Source organism: Arthrobacter sp. D5-1 (genome assembly GCF_017357425.1).
Lineage (GTDB): Bacteria > Actinomycetota > Actinomycetes > Actinomycetales > Micrococcaceae > Arthrobacter.
Genome location: NZ_CP014571.1, coordinates 1,045,897 through 1,066,609, shown reverse-complemented (window position 1 = coordinate 1,066,609; position 20,713 = coordinate 1,045,897). Strand labels below are relative to the sequence as shown.

The window sequence follows — 20,713 nt, the reverse complement described above, 5'->3', positions numbered from 1 at the left end:
GAGACACATGCTGCCGTACTGGCACCAGGACACAACCGGTAAAGGCCATGCCAAACAAGTTTGATTCGTTGATATTCCACCCATGAGCACCCACCGCAGAACAGACGCCTGCGCAATGGGCAACACTGACAACCACCACGAACTGCATACACAGAACACGGAACAGCTGCTAGCAGCTCCTTAGAAAGGAGGTGATCCAGCCGCACCTTCCGGTACGGCTACCTTGTTACGACTTAGTCCCAATCGCCGGTCCCACCTTCGACGGCTCCCCCCACAAGGGTTAGGCCACCGGCTTCGGGTGTTACCAACTTTCGTGACTTGACGGGCGGTGTGTACAAGGCCCGGGAACGTATTCACCGCAGCGTTGCTGATCTGCGATTACTAGCGACTCCGACTTCATGGGGTCGAGTTGCAGACCCCAATCCGAACTGAGACCGGCTTTTTGGGATTAGCTCCACCTCACAGTATCGCAACCCTTTGTACCGGCCATTGTAGCATGCGTGAAGCCCAAGACATAAGGGGCATGATGATTTGACGTCGTCCCCACCTTCCTCCGAGTTGACCCCGGCAGTCTCCTATGAGTCCCCGCCATAACGCGCTGGCAACATAGAACGAGGGTTGCGCTCGTTGCGGGACTTAACCCAACATCTCACGACACGAGCTGACGACAACCATGCACCACCTGTAAACCGACCGCAAGCGGGGCACCTGTTTCCAGGTATTACCGGTTCATGTCAAGCCTTGGTAAGGTTCTTCGCGTTGCATCGAATTAATCCGCATGCTCCGCCGCTTGTGCGGGCCCCCGTCAATTCCTTTGAGTTTTAGCCTTGCGGCCGTACTCCCCAGGCGGGGCACTTAATGCGTTAGCTACGGCGCGGAAAACGTGGAATGTCCCCCACACCTAGTGCCCAACGTTTACGGCATGGACTACCAGGGTATCTAATCCTGTTCGCTCCCCATGCTTTCGCTCCTCAGCGTCAGTTACAGCCCAGAGACCTGCCTTCGCCATCGGTGTTCCTCCTGATATCTGCGCATTTCACCGCTACACCAGGAATTCCAGTCTCCCCTACTGCACTCTAGTCTGCCCGTACCCACTGCAGAACCGGAGTTGAGCCCCGGTCTTTCACAGCAGACGCGACAAACCGCCTACGAGCTCTTTACGCCCAATAATTCCGGATAACGCTTGCGCCCTACGTATTACCGCGGCTGCTGGCACGTAGTTAGCCGGCGCTTCTTCTGCAGGTACCGTCACTTTCGCTTCTTCCCTACTGAAAGAGGTTTACAACCCGAAGGCCGTCATCCCTCACGCGGCGTCGCTGCATCAGGCTTGCGCCCATTGTGCAATATTCCCCACTGCTGCCTCCCGTAGGAGTCTGGGCCGTGTCTCAGTCCCAGTGTGGCCGGTCACCCTCTCAGGCCGGCTACCCGTCGTCGCCTTGGTAGGCCATTACCCCACCAACAAGCTGATAGGCCGCGAGTCCATCCAAAACCACAAAAGCTTTCCACCACCTGACATGCGTCAGACGGTCATATCCGGTATTAGACCCAGTTTCCCAGGCTTATCCCAGAGTCAAGGGCAGGTTACTCACGTGTTACTCACCCGTTCGCCACTAATCCCCCAGCAAGCTGGGATCATCGTTCGACTTGCATGTGTTAAGCACGCCGCCAGCGTTCATCCTGAGCCAGGATCAAACTCTCCGTTGAAGAAAAACAAATCAAACAGACACAACCACACCCACCGGAAATAACGGCCGGCACGGCTGCACAAAATTCGAAACCAGCTGAAAACCAGACCACCACACACGGGGGTGCGCAATGATCCAGCCATAATTTCAACCAATCAATAAAACAATCGGTATCAACAAACTTGGCACACTATTGAGTTCTCAAACAACAGGTCACAATCCCAGAGCAGTACCACCAGCCTTCGCTGGATCGCTCCGGAGCAACTTTTCAAACTTACACGCTGCCTGCCTCCGGGTCAAATCGGCGAACTTGACTTGATTTTCCTTGCGGTTTCTTGTCAGCTTCACCGTCCTCCACTGGGGAGCAGCGCGGGTACTAACTATACCCCTACTTCCCCGCGATGGCAAAACCCGGCAACGACACGGTCGCTTAGCCTGGCAAAATCCCCGGAAACAAAGGGAAGAGGGACCGGAATCCTGGATCCGGGCCCTCTCCGCCTGAAGACCTACTGCCCTATTGGGTGATTACGAACGCCGAGGCTGCCCGGCCGGCGCGAACCAGGAGGCGCCGAGCGGAGGAAGAGTAACGGTCAGCGCGGCGGGCTGGCCATCGGTTCCGGGTGACGAGGCTTTCAGGGAACCTGCATTCACCACTCCGGAGCCGCCGTACGTTTCCGAGTCGGTGTTCAGGACTTCGGTCCATTCCCCCGCTGCAGGCACACCCAGGATGTAGTCCTTATGCGGACCGCCGGAGAAGTTCACAGCGCAGACCAACGGTTTGCCATCCTGGTCCCAGCGAATGAAGGACAAGACGTTGTGGTCGGCATCCCCGCCGTTGATCCACTGGAACCCGCCGGCATCGTTGTCCCGCTGGTAAAGGGCGGGCGTCGAGGTGTAGAGCTCGTTGAGATCCTTGATCAGGAGTTGCAGTCCGCGGTGCGCCGGAATGTCCGCCAGGAACCAGTCCAGTCCATACTGCTCGGACCATTCGGCTTCCTGGCCGAACTCGGTGCCCATGAAGATGAGTTGCTTGCCCGGATGCGCCCACTGGTAGGCGAAGAAGGCGCGGAGGTTGGCCAGCTGCTGCCAGCGGTCACCGGGCATCTTCCGGAGCATTGAGCCCTTGCCGTGAACTACTTCGTCGTGGCTGATGGGCAGCAGGAAGTTCTCGGTGAAGGCGTAAACCAGGGAGAACGTAATGGTGCCGTGATGCCACTTGCGGTTGATGGGGTCTTCGGAGATGTACTTGAGCGAGTCATGCATCCAGCCCATGTTCCATTTGAGCCCGAAGCCCAGTCCACCGTGGTTGGTGGGGGCCGTGACACCGGGGAAGGCGGTGGATTCCTCGGCGATGATGATGGCCCCGGGATGGGACTTGTAGACGGTGGCGTTGACTTCCTGCATGAAGGAGATGGCTTCGAGGTTCTCGCGGCCGCCGAACTTGTTGGGCTTCCACTGCCCTTCTTCGCGGGAGTAGTCCAGGTAGATCATCGAGGCAACAGCGTCCACCCGGAGGCCATCGATGTGGAATTCTTCCAGCCAGTACAGCGCATTGGACACCAGGAAGTTGCGGACCTCGCTGCGCCCGAAATCGAAGATCAGGGTTCCCCAGTCCGGGTGTTCACCCAACGCGGGGTCGGAGTGCTCGTACAGCGGCTGACCGTCGAACTGCGCCAACGCCCAGGAGTCCTTGGGGAAGTGCGCAGGTACCCAGTCGAGGAGGACGCCGATGCCGGCCTGGTGAAGTGAATCCACCAGGAAACGGAACTCGTCCGGGTGGCCAAAGCGGGAAGTCGGCGCAAAGTAGGACGTCACCTGGTAGCCCCATGAACCACCGAAGGGGTGCTCGGCCACTGGCATGAACTCGACGTGGGAGAACCCGAGCCATTTCACATAGTCCACAAGTTCCTTGGCAAGTTCCTTGTAGCCAAGACCCAATCGCCAAGAGCCCAGGTGAACTTCGTAAACGCTCATGGGCGAGTTATGCGGATCTTTCGCGGCGCGGGCTGTCATCCACTCCGCATCCTTGAAGCGGTAGCTGGTGTCCACAACGCGCGACGCCGTCAATGGCGGGACCTCTGTACCGAACGCCAACGGGTCGGCTTTTTCTATCCAGTGGCCGGACTTGGTCAGGATCTCGTATTTATAGCACGCCCCTGCTACAACCCCCGGAATGAAGAGTTCCCAGACTCCGGAGGAACCCAGGGAACGCATGCCATGCTGACGGCCATCCCAGCCGTTGAAGTCGCCCTTGACGCGAACTGCCTGGGCGTTCGGGGCCCACACTGCGAACGAGACACCGTCCACCTCGCTGAGCGCGGAACGGTAGTGCTGCACGTGGGCGCCGAGCACATCCCAAAGGCGCTCATGGCGGCCTTCACCGATCAAGTGCAGGTCCACTTCACCGACGGTAGGCAGGTAGTGGTACGGGTCATCGATGGTGACGGGTTCGACGTCGTACACCACTTCCAAACGGTAGTCCGGCACGTGGCCGGCCTGCAGCGGTTCCAGGACGGCGGCCCACACGCCATGGGCTTCATGTTCCATGTCGGTCCGGCCGCTTTCGGTCACCACCGCCACGGACTTTGCGAGGTGCTTCACCGTACGGACGGTGACGTGGCCGTGGTCGTCCAAGTGTGCGCCCAGGACCGAGTGCGGCGCGTGATAGGCGCCGGCTGCCACGCGTTCCAAGGTCTCGGAGTCCACGTGCAAGGGAACTCGGGGCCGTTCGGTGCGTGCAGAGCCAGTCATGTCATTACCTTCCGCTGTAGCTGCCGCATGCTTGCCGCGGCTTGTGTTGTCGAGGATTCGTCGTGATGCGTTGACCGGAATCGACAGCCAGTCGGGCCGGTTCCGCAACTCGTACACCACCTCGTATAAGGCCTTGTCCAGCCACAATGCCACAAAGAGCGGCGAGCGGCGGTCTATGGTTCCGGGGGTGACGTCGCTGTAGCCCTCAAGGAACGCTGCAGCGCAGTCATCCACCCAGGTTTCAGGCACGTTGGCATGGGAATTTTCGCGCGTAGCAGCACCCGCCGCATAGTCGAAGGAGCGCAGCATGCCCGTGACATCACGCAGGGGAAGATCAGGACTGTTGCGCTCGTCAATGGTCCGCAGGGGCTCGCCTTCGAAGTCGAGGATGGCCCACCGCCCTGGCCGTCCGTCGTCGCCGGACACCGATTCGTCTGCAGGAACCAACAGGATCTGTCCCAGGTGGAGGTCTCCGTGGACGCGCTGCAGTTGCCCCACATCGCGGGGATCCAGTGCGGCCAGCAGCTGGTCGAGGTTGCCGTCATAGGGCCCGACGGCGGATGCCGCCTCAGCCCACGACTGGCGGACGCGCCGTGCTACAGCTGCGATGATATTGGGCCCCTGTTCCTGCCCGTCCTGGGTACCGAACGTTTCCGCCAGCCTTGCGTGAACCGTGGCGGTCGCGGCCCCGAGCCCGCGGGCCTCGGCAGTGAAATCCTTACCGGCTGCGGCTGCTTCGACGGCCAACCGCCAGGCGTCCAACCCACCAAGCAGAAATTCATGTGCCACGGTCAGTTCTCCGGTAGCCGGCGCGGATCCGTTCGATGCCGGGCCCTCCCACGAGCCGGTGATCCAGCCGAGCGTCGCAGGAACTTCGGCGGTCCCGGCGGCGGTCAGGGCGGCGCCAAGCTCTACTTCGGGATTCTTTCCAGCCGCCAGCACGCGGAAGATCTTCACGATCGCGGCCGAATCGCCGTCGTCGATGATGACCGACGTGTTGGACTGCTCGCCGGACAGGACCCGTACGGAGGTGGGGTTTTCAGGGAGCGCGACGCGGCCACGGGTGAGGTGTCCCCGTGCACCTCCCACGCTGCCTTCGCTCCGCATCAGTTCCAGCCAGGCGGTGACGAAATCGGAATCGTAGACGGCGTCGTACACCAGGCGCAGGCCCGAGTCGTCCGTAAACTCCCCCAACAATGCCGCCGGGGCGTCCACCAGTGGTTGGCTCCGGTAGCTCAACGGAACCTGCACCACGTCAGTCCGGGGACCGCCGTCGGCCGTCCGGTGGGTCACCGCCAGCAGCACCACCTCAAAAGCAGTGTCGCCGTGAGTGCCAGGGAGGCTGACAGCGCCCACCTGCTCCAGCGCAAAGTCGGGGCTCTGGACCGGGAACCAGCGCTTGCCTGGCAGCCAGTGACGGAGAAGTCCTTCAATGGAGGGGTTCAAGTTTGCCTTGCTCATCTCATCCTTTGGAGGTCACCACGGGAATCGCCTGGGTAAAAGGCGACGACGGATTGGAAAAGGCCGAGCGCACCCGCAGCCAGTAGAAGCTGTGGCTGCCCAGCATCACGGTCAGATGACCGTTGTCGCCGACGGCCGGGAATGGCTGGCCGCCGAAAATATCGCGCAGGCCGCGGCCCGCGAATTCGGGGATGTCCAACGTTGCCGACACAGGGTGCTGGGAGAGGTTGAAGACGCACAGAATCGTTTCGGCGTCCTCGCCCTCGGGGTTGCCTGCCGGCAATTCCCGTACATAGGCCAATACCACTTCATGATCGGCTTCGATGTGACGGAAGCCGCCCAGACCAAACACCGGGTGGTTCTTGCGGACGCTGAGGATCTGGCGGGTCCAGCGCAGCAGCGAACCGGAGTGCGCGGCCTGGGCCTCAACGTTGGCCATGCCGTAGTTGTAAACCAGCGACTGGATGACCGGCAGGTACAGCTTGCCCGGATCTGCTCCGGAGAAACCTGCGTTGCGGTCCGGGTTCCACTGCATCGGCGTGCGGACGGCATCACGGTCATCGAGCCAAATGTTGTCGCCCATCCCGATCTCATCCCCGTAATACAGGAAGGGACTGCCGGGCAGGGAAAGGAGCAGCGCATTAATGAGCTCAATCTCGGACCGGGAGTTGTCCAGAAGCGGCGCGAGCCGGCGGCGGATGCCGATGTTTGCCCTCATCCGGGGATCAGGGGCATACCAGCCCAGCATCGCGGCGCGTTCCTCGGCCGGCACCATCTCCAGGGTGAGCTCATCATGGTTGCGCAGGAAAGTTCCCCACTGGGCGCCCTTGGGAATGTCCGGGGTCTCCCGCAGGGTCTCGATGATGGGTGCGGCCTTCTGGTCACGCAGTGCGTAGTAGAGCCGCGGCATGATGGGGAAGTGGAACGCCATATGGCATTCGGGTGCTTCCTCGGTGCCGAAGTATTCCACCACTTCATGCGGCGGCTGGTTGGCCTCCGCAATGATCACCCTGCCGGGATAGTTCGCGTCCACCATGCGCCGAAGGTCCTGCAGGAAGGTGTGCGTGGCCGGCAGGTTCTCGCAGTTGGTGCCATCTTCCTCAAACAGGTAGGGAATGGCGTCCGCACGGAACCCGTCAATCCCCTGGTCCAACCAGAACCGGATCACGTCATAGAGGGCCTCGATGACTTTGGGGTTCTCAAAGTTCAGATCCGGCTGGTGGCTGAAGAAGCGGTGCCAGAAGAACTGCCGGCGGATGGGATCGAACGTCCAGTTGGATTCCTCGGTGTCAACGAAGATGATCCGGGCGTCCTGGTATTTCTCATCCGTATCGCTCCAGACGTAGAAATCGCCGTAGGGACCCGTGGGGTCCTTGCGCGACTCCTGGAACCACGGGTGCTGGTCCGAGGTGTGGTTCAACGGAAGGTCGATAATGACGCGGACGCCCCTGGCATGTGCCTCGGCAACCAACCGCTTGAAATCGCTGATGGTGCCGAACTCATCCAACACGGACGTGTAGTCCGCAATGTCGTAGCCACCATCCCGCAGCGGCGAATGGAAGAACGGTGGCAACCAGAGGCAATCAACGCCCAGCCATTGGAGGTAGTCCAGTTTCTCGATCAACCCATGGAAATCGCCGGAGCCATCCCCGTTGGCATCCGCAAAGGCCCGCACCAGTACCTCGTAGAAGACTGCCTTGCGGTACCAGTGTGGATCATGCTGGAGACCGGGGGCGTTCAACTCGAAGGTGTTCTTCGGAGTGAAGTACTGGCTGGGGTTCTGCGGAGAAAAACTCACTAAAGCTGCCTCCGGATGCTCAGGATGTGTGCCGGTTCAACATGCGCATCCAGGCGGACGTAGTTGTGCTCGCCCCACTCCCAGCTCTCGCCGCTGATGAGGTCATCCACCCGGAACCGGCCGTCCTCGTTAAGGTCCCGTGGGTCCAGTTGCAGGGCCGCGAGGTCCAGGGAGACCGTGCTTTCGCGGGTGCTGTGCGGATCCACGTTGACCACGATGATCAAGGTGTCCTTGGTGCCATCCGGCAGCGTCTTGTGCTTGGAGTACACGATCGTGGCATCATCCGTGCTGCTGTGCAGTGTCAGGTTCTGCAGGTCGCCCAGCGCCACGTGCTTCTTGCGGATGGTGTTGAGCCTGGTGATGTAGGGCGCCAGCGTGCGTCCTGATTCGGCGGCGCCCTCCCAGTCCCTCGCCTTGAACTCGTACTTTTCGTTGTCGATGTACTCCTCGGCACCCGGACGGGCCACGTGCTCGTAGAGCTCGAACCCTGCGTAGACACCCCAGAGCGGGCTGGCCGTTGCAGCCAGTGCAGCCCGGATGCGGAAGGCTGCCGGACCGCCATACTGCAGGTACTCGGTGAGGATGTCCGGGGTATTCACAAAGAAGTTCGGGCGGAAGTACGCCGGGCTCACATGGCTGACTTCGTGGAAGTACTCTTCCAGTTCGGTCTTGGTGTTCCGCCACGTGAAGTAGGTGTAGGACTGCTGGAAGCCAGCACGCCCCAAGGCGTGCATCATCGGCGGGCGTGTGAAGGCCTCCGCCAGGAAGACAACCTCGGGGTTCTTCTTGTTGATCTTGCCGATCAGCCATTCCCAGAACCACACAGGCTTGGTGTGCGGGTTGTCCACGCGGAAAATCTTCACGCCGTGGCTGATCCACAACTGCACGATGCGCAGGATTTCCTTGGACAGTCCCGTCGGGTCATTATCAAAGTTCAGCGGATAAATATCCTGGTACTTCTTCGGTGGGTTTTCCGCGTAGGCGATGGAACCGTCCACCCGCGTGGTGAACCACTCGGGGTTGGACGTCACCCACGGGTGGTCCGGGGCTGCCTGCAGGGCAAGGTCCAAGGCAACCTCAAGCCCCAGCTCGTTGGCGCGCGCCACAAAGGCGTCGAAGTCGTCAAAGGTGCCCAGTTCAGGGTGGATGGCGTCATGGCCGCCGTCCTTGGAACCGATGGCCCACGGCGAACCCGGGTCCTGTGGTCCCGGCGTCAAGGTGTTGTTGCGGCCCTTGCGGTGCTGGAAACCGATCGGGTGGATGGGCGGCAGGTAGATGACATCGAAGCCCATCTCCGCCACGGCGTCGAGCCTCCTGGCTGCCGTACGGAAATTACCGGAGGTCCACACACCAGTGGAGTGATCCAGGACAGCGCCCTCTGAGCGGGGGAAGAACTCATACCAGGAACCACGACCCGCGAGGTCGCGCTCCACCTGCAGCGGGAAACGTTCGGAAACAGTCACCAGTTCACGGATCGGAACACGTCCGACGGCGGCCAGCACCTCAGGGCTGAAACCGGCGCCAAGGCGCTCCTCGGCAGTCTTGGTGGTATCGGCCAGCACGACGGAAGCGGCACGCAAGGTGCGCTTCTCAACAGCGCTGCGTCCGGCGTCGTCGGCTGCTTCCGCGAGGAGGGCAGCGCCCTCGGCGAGCATCAGCTCAACGTCGATGCCTGCGCCCACCTTGACCTCAGCGTTGTGATGCCAGGTGCCGTAACGGTCGTGCCACGCCTCAATAACGAAAGACCAAGCCCCGGTGCCGGTGGGCGTGATCAGGCCCTCCCAGCGGTCCAGTCCTTTCCACTGCTCACCCTCGGCAGGGGTCAGGCGGACACGCTGACGTTCCTTGCCCCGGGGATCGAGCAGCACAGCGGACACGCCGAGCTGGTCATGGCCCTCACGGAAGACTGTGGCGCCGACGACGAGGTCCTCGCCCGGCAAGGCCTTCGCCGGGAAACGGCCACCTTCAACCACCGGCTGCACGGCAGTGATGGGGAACCGGCCGAAGCGCAGTCCCTGGGTGATGTCCGTAGTCGTCTTGGATTTCAGAGCGGTGATGGTTCGCGCGGTTTTCGTCACAACCACGACGTTAGCGACAAAAATCACAGAATGCTAAGCACACGACCTATCTACTCGACGCAAGATGACTTTTACCTAAAAGAAACCCAATCCAGTTCCGACTGCCATGTCCGTCCGTTAGTGTGGCGCTCGTGAAGGCTATTCGAAGGTTTACAGTCCGTACCGTCCTCCCCGAGCCCATCCGGCCCCTGGCCCGATTGGCGACCAATCTGCGCTGGTCCTGGCACCGGCCCACACGGGAACTTTTCGGGAGCCTCAACCCGGCTCTTTGGGAGGCGTCGCAGCACGACCCCATAGCCCTTCTGGGGTCCATCAGCCGCGAACAACTGCAGGACCTCGCCAACAACGGCGACGTGGTGGAGCGGGTTCAGGCAGCTGCCTCCGACCTGGACCGGTACCTCAGCGAACCGCGCTGGTACCAGGGCCTCGGCGAAGACGCTCCCGCCTGCATTGCGTACTTCTCCCCCGAATTCGGCATCACTGAGGTCCTTCCGCAGTACTCCGGCGGCCTCGGCATCCTGGCAGGCGACCATCTTAAAGCCGCCTCGGACCTCGGCGTGCCGCTGATCGGCGTCGGGCTCCTCTACCAGGCCGGCTACTTCAAGCAGTCCCTGTCCCGGGACGCCTGGCAGCAGGAAACCTACCCGGTGCTGGACCCCGACGGCCTGCCGCTCACGCTTCTTCGCCACCCCGGCAAGGACGGCATGCCCGGCAAGCCCGTCCACATTTCCCTTCCGTTGCCCAACGGCCGCGAACTCCACGCGCACGTCTGGCGTGCCGACGTCGGACGCGTTCCGCTGCTGCTGCTGGACTCCAACGTTCCCTCCAACGATGAAGCCGCCCGCGGCATCACCGACCGCCTGTACGGCGGCGGGGGCGACCACCGGCTTCAGCAGGAACTCCTCCTGGGTATGGGTGGCGTCAAGGCCCTCCGCGTCTATCAGGAACTCACCGGCACCCCCGCGCCGGAAGTCTTCCACACCAACGAAGGCCACGCAGGGTTCCTGGGCATCGAACGCATCCAGGAAGCCATGTCCGATCCCACCGTGCCCCTCAGCTGGGACGAGGCCCTCGCGGCCGGACGCGCGTCCACCGTCTTCACGACGCATACGCCCGTCCCCGCCGGCATCGACCGCTTCGAGACCGTCCAGATCAAGCACTTCTTCGAAGCCGGACTGGCACCTGCGGTGCCCACGGACCGCATCCTGGAACTCGGCCGTGAAAACTTCGACGGCGGAAACCCTTCCGTTTTCAACATGGCAGTCATGGGCCTGCGCCTGGCGCAGCGTGCCAACGGCGTGGCAAAGCTGCACGGCGTGGTGTCCCGCGAAATGTTCGCAGGCCTGTGGCCGGGATTCGACCACTCCGAGATCCCCATCACCTCCGTCACCAACGGCGTCCACGTCCCCACTTGGGTGGACCCCCGCATCTCCACCCTGGCCCGGAACCAGTTTGGCGCCGAGGCTGAAGCGTTGGGCCGGTGGGACCTTGCCTACAACGTCAGCGACGAAGACGTCTGGGCACTCCGCCGGGAGCTCCGCGCCCAACTCATCGAAGACGTCCGACGCCGGCTCCGGGCCTCCTGGAAGAAGCGCGGCGCCGCCGACGCCGAGCTCGGCTGGACCGACTCCGTGCTGGACCCGGACGTGCTCACCATCGGCTTTGCCCGTCGCGTGCCCACCTACAAGCGACTTACCCTCATGCTGCGCGACCCCGCACGCTTGAAGGCCCTGTTGCTCGATCCGAAACACCCCATCCAGCTGGTCATCGCCGGCAAGTCGCACCCCGCAGACGATGCCGGCAAGAAGATGATCCAGGACCTGGTGCGCTTCACCGACGATCCCGAAGTCCGGCACAGGATCGTCTTCCTGCCCAACTACGACATCGCCATGGCACGGACCCTGTTCCCGGGCTGCGACGTGTGGCTCAACAACCCGCTCCGCCCGTTGGAAGCCTGTGGCACCTCCGGCATGAAGGCAGCCATCAACGGCTCACTCAACCTGTCCGTCCTGGACGGCTGGTGGGACGAAATGTACGACGGCGAAAACGGTTGGGCGATTCCCACAGCCAACAACGGCGCCTCAGCGGATGAACGTGACGACATCGAAGCGTCCGCTCTGTACGAGCTCCTCGAAAACCAGGTAGCTCCGCGCTTCTACGGCACCACCGTTGCCCAAGGCGCTGGAGCTGCGGGACCGTCCGAGTCCAGCCGCGAGACCGTTCCCACTCACTGGGTATCCATGATCAAGCACACCTTGGCAAACCTCGGCCCCGCCGTTTCCGCGGAACGTATGCTCCACGACTACGTCAACAACCTCTACTGCCCGGCCGCTGTTTCCGGGCGCAGGGCTGTTGCCGAATCCTTCAAGGAAGCAAAGGAACTCGCCGCCTGGACCACCAAGGTCCGGAACGCGTGGCCCCAGGTAATGGTGGAGCACGTTGACTCCGTGGGGGTCTCCGAGGAACCCCAGGTAGGCGACAGCCTCCAGGTCAACGCCTACGTGGCCCTCAACAGCCTCACCCCGGATGACGTGTCCGTCGAGGTAGCTTTTGGGCGGGCCGAGGAGTCCGACGAACTCGAGGACATCGTGGTGGCTGAACTGGACTCCGTGGAAGACCTCGGCAACGGACGGCATCTGTTCAACGGCTCCGTGGTCATCAATCGGTCCGGTTCCTTCGGCTACACCGTCCGGGTGTTCCCGAAGCACTCGGCGCTGGCTTCCAAAGCTGAGCTGGGGTTGATCGCGAACGCCTAAGCCTTTGAAAGTGTATGGCCCCGCTTTTCCGTTGTTGCTCAACGACGGAAAAGCGGGCGGCCGCTGGGGGAGGGTACTGTTTAGCATCCACGAAGCTGGTTCGGGGGGAAACTCAGGTGGGATTGCTACGCGCGAATCGCAATAGCGGGATCTTGGCGACTGGCGACCCACGCGGGGTATATGGCGCTCACAATACCGGTGGTCGCACCCAGAAGGACTCCCACCAGCCATAGCTCCGGGGGCAATACGGGCGGCCAGGCCTGGATCCAGGAGACGCAAAGCGTGGTCACAGTTCCGATGATGCCGCCGAGCGAACCTGCTGTCATTCCAACGATGAAGCCCTCAAGGATGAAGGATCGGCAAATTAGCCATCGACTTGAGCCGATCGCTCGTCGAAGGGCTATCTCTGCCGATCGGTTCTGAACGGTCAGGTACATCGAGGAAGCCGCAGTGATGATCGCCAGGAGCATCAGGACCAGCGATAGCAATGCGATGAGCGACCCGAGATCATTTGAGACATCCTGCCTGATTGACTGAATATCGGCTGTGACGTCTACTTTTGCCTTCCCCGGGTCGCTCGGCGAGTATGCAAGCGGTGCTACTCGGGCAATCGCAGCCGAGAAGCCCTTTTCGGTTCGAACTTGAACTTTTAGGTCTGATCTTGAGACGGCACGCATGATGCTGGCGTTTACGAATACGGAGTCAGCGTACTCAGGAAAGTTTGGGCCAGGTTCGAAGACACCAACAATCGGCACAAGTTGGTCATCGATCCATATGCTCACCCCTGTCGCCGGCCCGGATTTCTTGCTGAACGGTATGTCGAGCGCAATTGCCGCCTTTGTCGAGACTACTGCGAGTGGACCAGCTAGTGGGTCATCGAGGGCACTTCGGATGTTGTGGGGAATTAGCTCGATTCCGAAGTCATTGAAGTAGTTCTTCGAGGAGGAGTGGAGTGACAATGGCGTTTCGGGTTCCAGGTCGGAGGGCTTAACCCGTGTTATGTGTACGTCTGCCGGAACCGCTGAGTACACATAGGATGCGCCGACTACATGAGGAAGACGGGCAATGCGATCTACCCCGGAGCGAAGCCCATCGAAATCGTCTCGAAGCACGGCAGGTCCGTCTTCGATGGAGATGGACAGCCGATCCTGTGAGGCGATAGCCAGCCGATTGTTTATGGCATTCGACGTCGTCGAACTGATACCCAGGGCACCCGTCATCCCCCCGATGGCAATCGCAAATGCAAGAATGAGAAGCATTGTTCGCAGGGTGCGGGCCGAGAGCGCGCTCAGTGCATCGCCCCAGTCATCCATGAGGGAACACACGGTGCGAGAGACCCATGACTGCTGACTGGCTGCACCAAACGGCTCGAGGTCGACCGGAACCCTAGGTTGCGGCATTGGTTGGGACTTCGTTTCGACGTCACTCGTGATTCGACCGTCCCGGATCTCAATTCGGCGATCCGCTTGGTTCGCCACGTCCACATCATGGGTGATGACAATGACGGTGACACCTTCGGAGTTGAGTTTCCGAAGGTATTCAATGACCCGTCTGCTGTTGTTTGAATCAAGATTGCCTGTTGGCTCGTCGGCAAGAATGATCCGCGGGTGTGTCGCAATTGCCCGTGCTATTGCAAGTCGTTGCCGTTCGCCGCCTGATAGGAGCTTGGCTTGGACCTTGCGTTTATGCTCCAGACCTACGAACTCCAGCGCGTCCAAGGCAGCCGACGCCCGCTCGTCCATCGGCACGCCTTGGACCCGTAATCCGATAGCAGCATTGCTGATCACACTATCGTCACCGATGACGTTTGAGGACTGGAAAACGAACCCAATCAGGCGTAATCGCATCGTGTCGAGGCTTCGTTCTGAAGCGGCGTCGACGGCTTGCCCACGAATGGCGAGACGTCCGGAGCTTGCTCTGTCCAACAAGCCCAAGACGTTCAAAAGCGTCGATTTCCCTGAGCCTGAAGGGCCCACAATGGACACGAACTCACCGGACTCAATTGCCAGTGAGACGTCAGATAGAGCGGGGGAATCGGCACCTGGATATGTACGCGATACTCTCTCCAGGCTGATCGCCAATGCGTTATCGGAGCCTGTATATTCTGCTCTGCGCGTGAGAGGCCCCGGTCGTGAAATCGTCACGATATTTGGACCTCGTCACCTTGGCTGAGATCACCAGAGACTGCGGCGAAACCTCCCCCTGACCGAAGAATCGTGATGGCGACGCGCGTTGCGGGGACCTTTGAGTTTCTTCCGTCGCCCGAGCTTCTGAGAACGTAGGTGCCTTCGGCATCCTGTCGGATACCAGATAACGGCACAGCGAGGGCTTCTGCCGCGCTACCTTGGCCAGCCACCGTGACACTCAAATTGGGAGTCAATAAGACCAGATCCGCCTTACTCGTAGGCTCAACCGTCACGGGATGTCCCGCACGTCGGCCATCTCCCGCATCAGTGAATGGACCCAGCCCAGTTATCCGTCCTGTCATTTGCTTTTCCGCGACCCTGACAGTGACATCCTGGCCTGCCTTGAGAGACTCAGCCTGCTGGACCTCGGCGATAAACTCCACGAAGTTATCTTCGGCCTGGAACATGGCGAGAGGACTCTCGGGCGTAACTTTCTGCCCTATGTTCAGCGCGGAGACAACGGTCGCGCTGGCGACGGGGAGGGCTATCAGTTGCCTGTACGGGATCGAGAGCGTGGCGGTTTTAGCGTCGACTGGTGCCGTGGTTTTTGGTGTAGCTCCCGGTTCGACTTGTTGACTTTGCTCGGTAGGCATTCTCCCGCTGCTCAAGGCGAAACCCTCGCTGGCAAAGAAAGAGGATGCAGCATCCATGGTTGCGCTGTCCATGTGACCAGATTCGGAGGAAGGGTACCCCAACTGCAGAAGTGCCCGTTGCAGCGCCAAAACGTCATCTCCCGCATCTCCTCGGGAAAGATTGCGATACAAAGGGAGCGGACCAGGCAGGACGAAATAGGGCTTGCCTGAAACCACACCTGCAAGGTCGCCCCACTTCAACGTGTCCCCCGCCTGAAGCGTCTGGCGCACGACAATCGGTTCCTGACCCTCTAAGTCAATGTGGATAGGCACCGCCGGTCCGGCCTTAACAACTCCTGAGTAGGTAAGACGGTCGTCGACGACACGGTTTTCAACCATGGCATAGACAGGAATCTCAGCCATGGAGTCCTCTGGCCGGATGATCTCTGATTGATCAAAGACGATTCCAGCGAGCAACCCCACCCCCGCGGACATAACTGCGGTGACTGCCAACAGGACGATTAGCCACCGTCGCGAGAGTCGACTCAATCCGACAGCTTCCGCAGCTCTCTGCCGGGGATGCTCATCGATCACTGCGTCTCTTTCAGTAACTTCTCAGCGGCATCTACATAGTTCTGGCTCTTCTTCTTGAGCTCGGTAAGAACTGCCTCATTCTGCTTGATAAGCGGCAGCTGGTAGCTTGCCTGAATATCACCGAGCGTTTGGGTGAGTCGGACTTCCTGGTTGCATTCGGCCTCAATCGTGGCGATTCGGACGCCCTCGGCTGTGTCCGACTTCGACGGGTTTTGCTGATCTGTCCTCGCCTGCAGGTCAAAGGACTGCTGGCTCGACCACTTGGCGTTGGCGGCGTCCCGCCCGGGTGTCAGGCCAGCCGCTGAGATGCATTTGTCCCAGTCGCCCTTGGCATTCTTCCAAGCGTCAGTTTCTGATGCCATACCGAGACTTTTCACAGCGATCTCCGCTGCAGCACCACCATTCATCAGGTCATCAGGTGGAGTGACTTCATCGATCTTGCTCTTTTCACTGGCAAGACACTTGTACCTGGCATCCCCCCACGTACCTGCCTCGTCGTGCTTCTTGTTCGATTGAGCGTCTTCTCCAATAAGCCGAAAGCCGTGCTGTCTCACGCGATCAACGTTCCACACGCCGAAGTTCCGGTTCTCTGCCTTCGGATAAGCAGCATTCGGATCATCGATGAAGCCAAATTTCTTCATGCACGTGGTCATGATGACTTCCCTCGCCAGGAGAATCTGAGAGCGATCACGGGCCGAAATCCTATACGCGTCCACTGGGAATACGATCAGAGAGTTCTCGTAATCCAGATTCACTTTTCCCGATGAGTCCGGCGTGATTGAACTGTCCACACCCTCCGAACACGACGAAATAGCCAACGCTACGCCTATGGCAAGCGAGGCCACAAAATACCTTTTCCAGCATGCCCGTCGCTTAAGAGTTGTCCTCGACACCATCCCGCATCCAATCTCGTTTCTTACGCCTCGACTTAGTAGTAGCCGAGCCTCTTCACAGACAGGAACTTTGACCTGCCAATTCTTTGATCAGCAGGTCAAAACATGGTGCTATTCACATTTCGTTATGCGAACGGCCGTGTAGGTTTAGCCCCTGTGGAAGCTGCTGATGTTGTCATTCCACGTACCCAGGAAGGGTACATACCAACCCATGGCGCTATAGTCGTTAGCGCTGCCAAAGCCGGCACCGCCATAGTTGATGTCCTGCCACCAAGTGACGTAGTAGCCGAAGTTCTTTACCGAACTTGCCTTGTTATCAAACGACCCCATCCAGGTCGAGTTGTCGGCTCCGTATGTAGCACCGCCGTAGTTATTGTCTGCATAGAAAATACTGGCATTCGCCGACTGACTGGCGGCAAAGAGCACCGAGGTAGATAGTGCGATGACAGCAGCCATCCGTGCAAGCTTCTTCATATCGTGATCCTCATTTCAGCTGGTGCGGAATGAGGTCAGCAATTAATCCTGCGCGTTCCCCAACACGCATTGACGTAGACCCTAAAGGCCCCTCAAAATGTATCGCTCGACACATTTAACGTCAAACTATGGTAATAACCGGAGAAAGCACAGAAATGTTTAAATTCTTGCGTCACGATTGGGTGGCACGCACCACTTAAGCGTCTCGGCGGGCATCACGAACGCACGGGAATCAATGCTGAGCCACATCCCAGCTCTCCGTCAGAGCACGCAAGCCGCTGTTTGTGCAGTGGCCAGCAACCTTGGCGCGACTAATTCTCGAAAACGGCGATGACTGCGAGGTCGCGGCCGGCGTAGCGCTCTGCGTCTTGGAGGACTTCGCAGACTACCCCGAAGGATCGGTCTGTGCGGTAGGCGGCCGGGACCTGCCAGATCATGGTGACGGGGCCGCCGTCGTCCTCAGAGAGGGCGTCGGCGTAGTCGTGCAGGGAGTCGTTCAGGGCGTCCAGGTTCACGCCGTAGTACTCAGGGAAGTCCAGGACCTGGGCGAAGACTTCCAGGACCGCCTGCTTGGTGGTTGCCGGGGGGACCATCACGGTCCTGCGGCCGGCGTCGGAAATCTGTTCCTGCAGTTCTTCCAGGGTCCAGGTGTCTGCTGAATATATCTTCATGGGCTCCTACTTGCCTTCGACGATGAACTTGAACGACTTGTAATGGTCCGGGGTGTAGTACTTGGCTGAGTCCTTGCCCACGACGATTCTGCGGGCGCCCCGGTCCGATTCTCCTGGCGTGGTCACCGTGTATTCCTTGTAGAAGCCGCTGGTCTTCTTGGGCAGGCGGCCTTCAAAGTTGCCGAAATTTCCGTTGTCTTCCCTATAGGGATAAGGGCCGCCTTTGGCGATCAGCGCCAGCGTTTGACGGGCTTCCTTGGGCAACTGGGAGGCATTGATGGCGGGCAGCGTTGAGGGGTTTGCCACCGCTGCGGCCGACGTCGACACGGAGCCAGGTTCCGGCGTCGTGCTTGGCGCTGTGGGTGTGGCCGTGAGCGAGCCACCGCCCACCATGGCGACCACCAACACGACGACGGCGATCACCAACCCCGCGAACGCCACCAGTTTGCTGCGGCTGCGGTTCATGCGAAGAGCTCCTGAAGGGTGAGTGCCTACGTGCGGTAGATGTTGATGGTGTTGGCTTGCAGGATATCCCGCTCGCCTGAGGCCACCAACGCGCCCTTCCGCCGTTCATGCAGCACCGACGTTGTGAAGCGGAGCTCAAACATGCGCTTGCCGATGCCCGTTTCACTCAGGATCTCCGGCAGCACCATCTTCACATCCTGGTTGCTTCCGTTCACTACGATCAAGCCACGGATTTCGCTGTCCTCGTGCCCCATCAGGAGCTGGACGGAGCGCACATTGGGATCGTTCCAACGTGCGGGAGTCATCCGCTGGCCTTTGTCGTCGAACCATTGCAGGCTGGAATCGTTCGCGTTGCCGGGGAAACTCTCAGGCTGGTGGCGCAGGAACCAGCGGCGGAGCCGGACCAGCTCACGCGTAGTCCGGAACATGGCGTTGGCTTCCTGGGTGCGGCTCCAATCCAGCCATGCCGTGGGGTTGTCCTGGCAGTAGGCGTTGTTGTTGCCCTGCTGGGTCCGGCCGATTTCGTCGCCTGCCGTGATCATGGGGACGCCGAAGGACAACAGCAGGGTTGCCATCAGGTTGCGGACGGACAGGGCGCGGGCGGCCACAATGGCCTCGTTCTCGCTCCGGCCCTCAACACCGTGGTTGTAGCTGCGGTTATCGCCGTGGCCGTCGCGGTTCTGCTCACCGTTGGCCTCGTTGTGCTTCCGGTCGTAGCTCACCAGGTCCTTCAACGTGAAGCCGTCGTGGGCCGTGATGAAGTTGACCGATGCAAGCCGCGTGCGTCCGGAAGATGCGAAGAGGTTCGCGGAACCGGCCATGAGTTCAGCCAACGATGCCACGGAACCGCCCTGGCCGCCTGCTTCGATGGCGGCACGGTCGGACAGCCAGAAGCTGCGGACGCCGTCACGGAAATGGTCGTTCCAATCCGACCAACCGTGGGGGAAACGGCCTGTTTGCCAGCCGCCGTAACCGACGTCCCACGGCTCGGCAATGAGCTTGACCTCGGACAGTACCGGGTCCTCCGCGATGGCCTGCAGGAAGGGATGCTGGGGGTCGAAGGTGTTGCCCGCGTCCCGGCACAAGGTCACGGCAAGGTCAAAGCGGAAGCCGTCCACGTGGAAGTCGTTCACCCAATACCGCAGGGAATCCAGGGCCAGGTCCACCACCACGGGATCGCTGAAGTCCAAGGTGTTTCCACAGCCGGTGGTGTCCAGGTAGCGCCCATGGGCATCGTGCCGGTAGTAGCGCTTCTCTGCCAGTCCACGGAAGCTCAGGGGCGGTCCATCCGGACCAGCTTCGGCGGTGTGGTTGTACACCACGTCCAGGATGACCTCGATGCCCGCCGCATGCAGCAACTTGATCATGCCCTTGAGCTCGTCCTGTACCGCGTGGGGACCGGCCTTGCGCGCCGCCTCTGTGGCATAGTCCGAATGCGGTGCAAAGAAGGCGGCTGTGTTGTAGCCCCAGTAGTTGGTCATGCCCAGGTCCTGGAGGTGGGACTCATCCAGGTGGAAGTGGATGGGCAGGAGCTGGACGGCCGTGATGCCGAGCTCGGTAAGGTGCTGGATCATCACCGGATGTGCCATCCCGGCGTAGGTACCTCTTAGGTGTTCCGGTATCTCCGGGTGCAGCATCGTCTGACCACGGACATGCGCTTCGTAGATGACGGAGGTTCGCAAAGGAATGCGGGGCGGCCGGTCCTCGCCCCAGTCAAAACCTGTTTCCACGTGCACACTGGTGAGGAACTCGCCCCGCTGGTCCACAGCGCGGCCGTAGGGGTCAAGCAACAGGCGATGTTCGCCGTCGTCGTCCAGGTCCACAGCCGGCAGGGACAAGGGGAAGCCGCGCTCGGAAGGGGCCTCGCGGAAACCGTAACGGGTGCCCGGAGGCATCCCACTGACCAGCCCGAAATGCACTCCATCCTCAAGGTTGGGAAGGATGTGGGCGCGCCACGGCTCTCCGGGAGCCTGGAAGGCGATCTCCACCTGTTTCAGGTCGGGCGCGAAAACTGCCACGTTCACCTGGTGGTCCTGCGTCATTTCGGCATCGTCAAGGCCGGGCTGGGGCGTGCTCAGTCCGAGGGGCCGTGGCCGCGAGGCGTCGACGGCGGCTGCTGTGTCAAAAATAGGCATAACCATTGCTTGCAAGTTTAGTTCCACGCCAAGTATGTGCCGCGCCGGCCGCGCATGTGACGACGTTCCTCGTCGCGATTTGATTACTTGCCTGCTGATGGCCGGATTACTTGGGCCGCTCACGTGCTGGAACGCTGTTCCGACGCCAGCTGCGCGGCGGGGAGACGACGCGAATAAGTCGCATGGACCAGCTG

General features: G+C 60.7%; 11 protein-coding genes and 1 rRNA gene. 1 reads left to right on the top strand and 11 read right to left on the bottom strand.

All coding sequences use genetic code 11. The annotated features are described in order from the left end of the window. Positions 1 to 184: 184 nt before the first annotated feature. The 4 genes from AYX22_RS04950 to AYX22_RS04935 form a co-directional block, all read right to left on the bottom strand. A 16S ribosomal RNA gene (locus AYX22_RS04950) occupies positions 185 to 1,704 on the bottom strand. 506 nt (positions 1,705 to 2,210) lie between these two features. Beyond that, the gene (locus tag AYX22_RS04945; protein WP_207596394.1) at positions 2,211 to 5,897 is read right to left on the bottom strand and encodes a 1,4-alpha-glucan branching enzyme; all 3,687 of its coding nucleotides are present in this window, start codon (positions 5,895 to 5,897) and stop codon (positions 2,211 to 2,213) included. Position 5,898: 1 nt separating this feature from the next. Continuing rightward, a complete protein-coding gene (gene treS, locus AYX22_RS04940) occupies positions 5,899 to 7,695 on the bottom strand; it encodes a maltose alpha-D-glucosyltransferase (protein ID WP_207596393.1) in 1,797 nt (598 codons plus the stop codon). Next, entirely contained in the window at positions 7,695 to 9,779 is a 2,085-nt protein-coding gene (locus AYX22_RS04935) for an alpha-1,4-glucan--maltose-1-phosphate maltosyltransferase (protein WP_278251956.1), read from the bottom strand. Before AYX22_RS04935 ends, treS begins: the two co-directional genes overlap by 1 nt. A gap of 125 nt (positions 9,780 to 9,904) precedes the next feature. On the opposite strand from AYX22_RS04935, the gene glgP reads away from it, so the two are divergent. Beyond that, entirely contained in the window at positions 9,905 to 12,529 is a 2,625-nt protein-coding gene (gene glgP, locus AYX22_RS04930) for an alpha-glucan family phosphorylase (protein ID WP_207596392.1), read from the top strand. A 125-nt stretch (positions 12,530 to 12,654) separates the two neighbouring features. Here the strand turns inward: glgP and AYX22_RS04925 are convergent, their stop codons facing one another. The 7 genes from AYX22_RS04925 to glgX form a co-directional block, all read right to left on the bottom strand. Next, complete coding sequence (locus tag AYX22_RS04925) at positions 12,655 to 14,505, bottom strand: ATP-binding cassette domain-containing protein (RefSeq protein ID WP_242703612.1); 1,851 nt, start codon at positions 14,503 to 14,505, stop codon at positions 12,655 to 12,657. 164 nt (positions 14,506 to 14,669) lie between these two features. After that, positions 14,670 to 15,710 (bottom strand): hypothetical protein, encoded by a 1,041-nt coding sequence (locus tag AYX22_RS04920; RefSeq protein ID WP_207596384.1) that lies wholly within the window; start codon positions 15,708 to 15,710, stop codon positions 14,670 to 14,672. Positions 15,711 to 15,877: 167 nt separating this feature from the next. Continuing rightward, a complete protein-coding gene (locus AYX22_RS04915; RefSeq protein ID WP_207596382.1) occupies positions 15,878 to 16,726 on the bottom strand; it encodes a hypothetical protein in 849 nt (282 codons plus the stop codon). A gap of 195 nt (positions 16,727 to 16,921) precedes the next feature. Continuing rightward, the gene (locus AYX22_RS04910) at positions 16,922 to 17,248 is read right to left on the bottom strand and encodes a hypothetical protein (protein ID WP_207596381.1); all 327 of its coding nucleotides are present in this window, start codon (positions 17,246 to 17,248) and stop codon (positions 16,922 to 16,924) included. 311 nt (positions 17,249 to 17,559) lie between these two features. After that, entirely contained in the window at positions 17,560 to 17,919 is a 360-nt protein-coding gene (locus AYX22_RS04905) for a barstar family protein (RefSeq protein WP_207596380.1), read from the bottom strand. A 6-nt stretch (positions 17,920 to 17,925) separates the two neighbouring features. Further along, complete coding sequence (locus AYX22_RS04900) at positions 17,926 to 18,384, bottom strand: ribonuclease domain-containing protein (RefSeq protein ID WP_207596379.1); 459 nt, start codon at positions 18,382 to 18,384, stop codon at positions 17,926 to 17,928. A gap of 26 nt (positions 18,385 to 18,410) precedes the next feature. Beyond that, the gene (gene glgX, locus AYX22_RS04895; protein ID WP_207596376.1) at positions 18,411 to 20,525 is read right to left on the bottom strand and encodes a glycogen debranching protein GlgX; all 2,115 of its coding nucleotides are present in this window, start codon (positions 20,523 to 20,525) and stop codon (positions 18,411 to 18,413) included. Between the last annotated feature and the right edge of the window lie 188 nt (positions 20,526 to 20,713).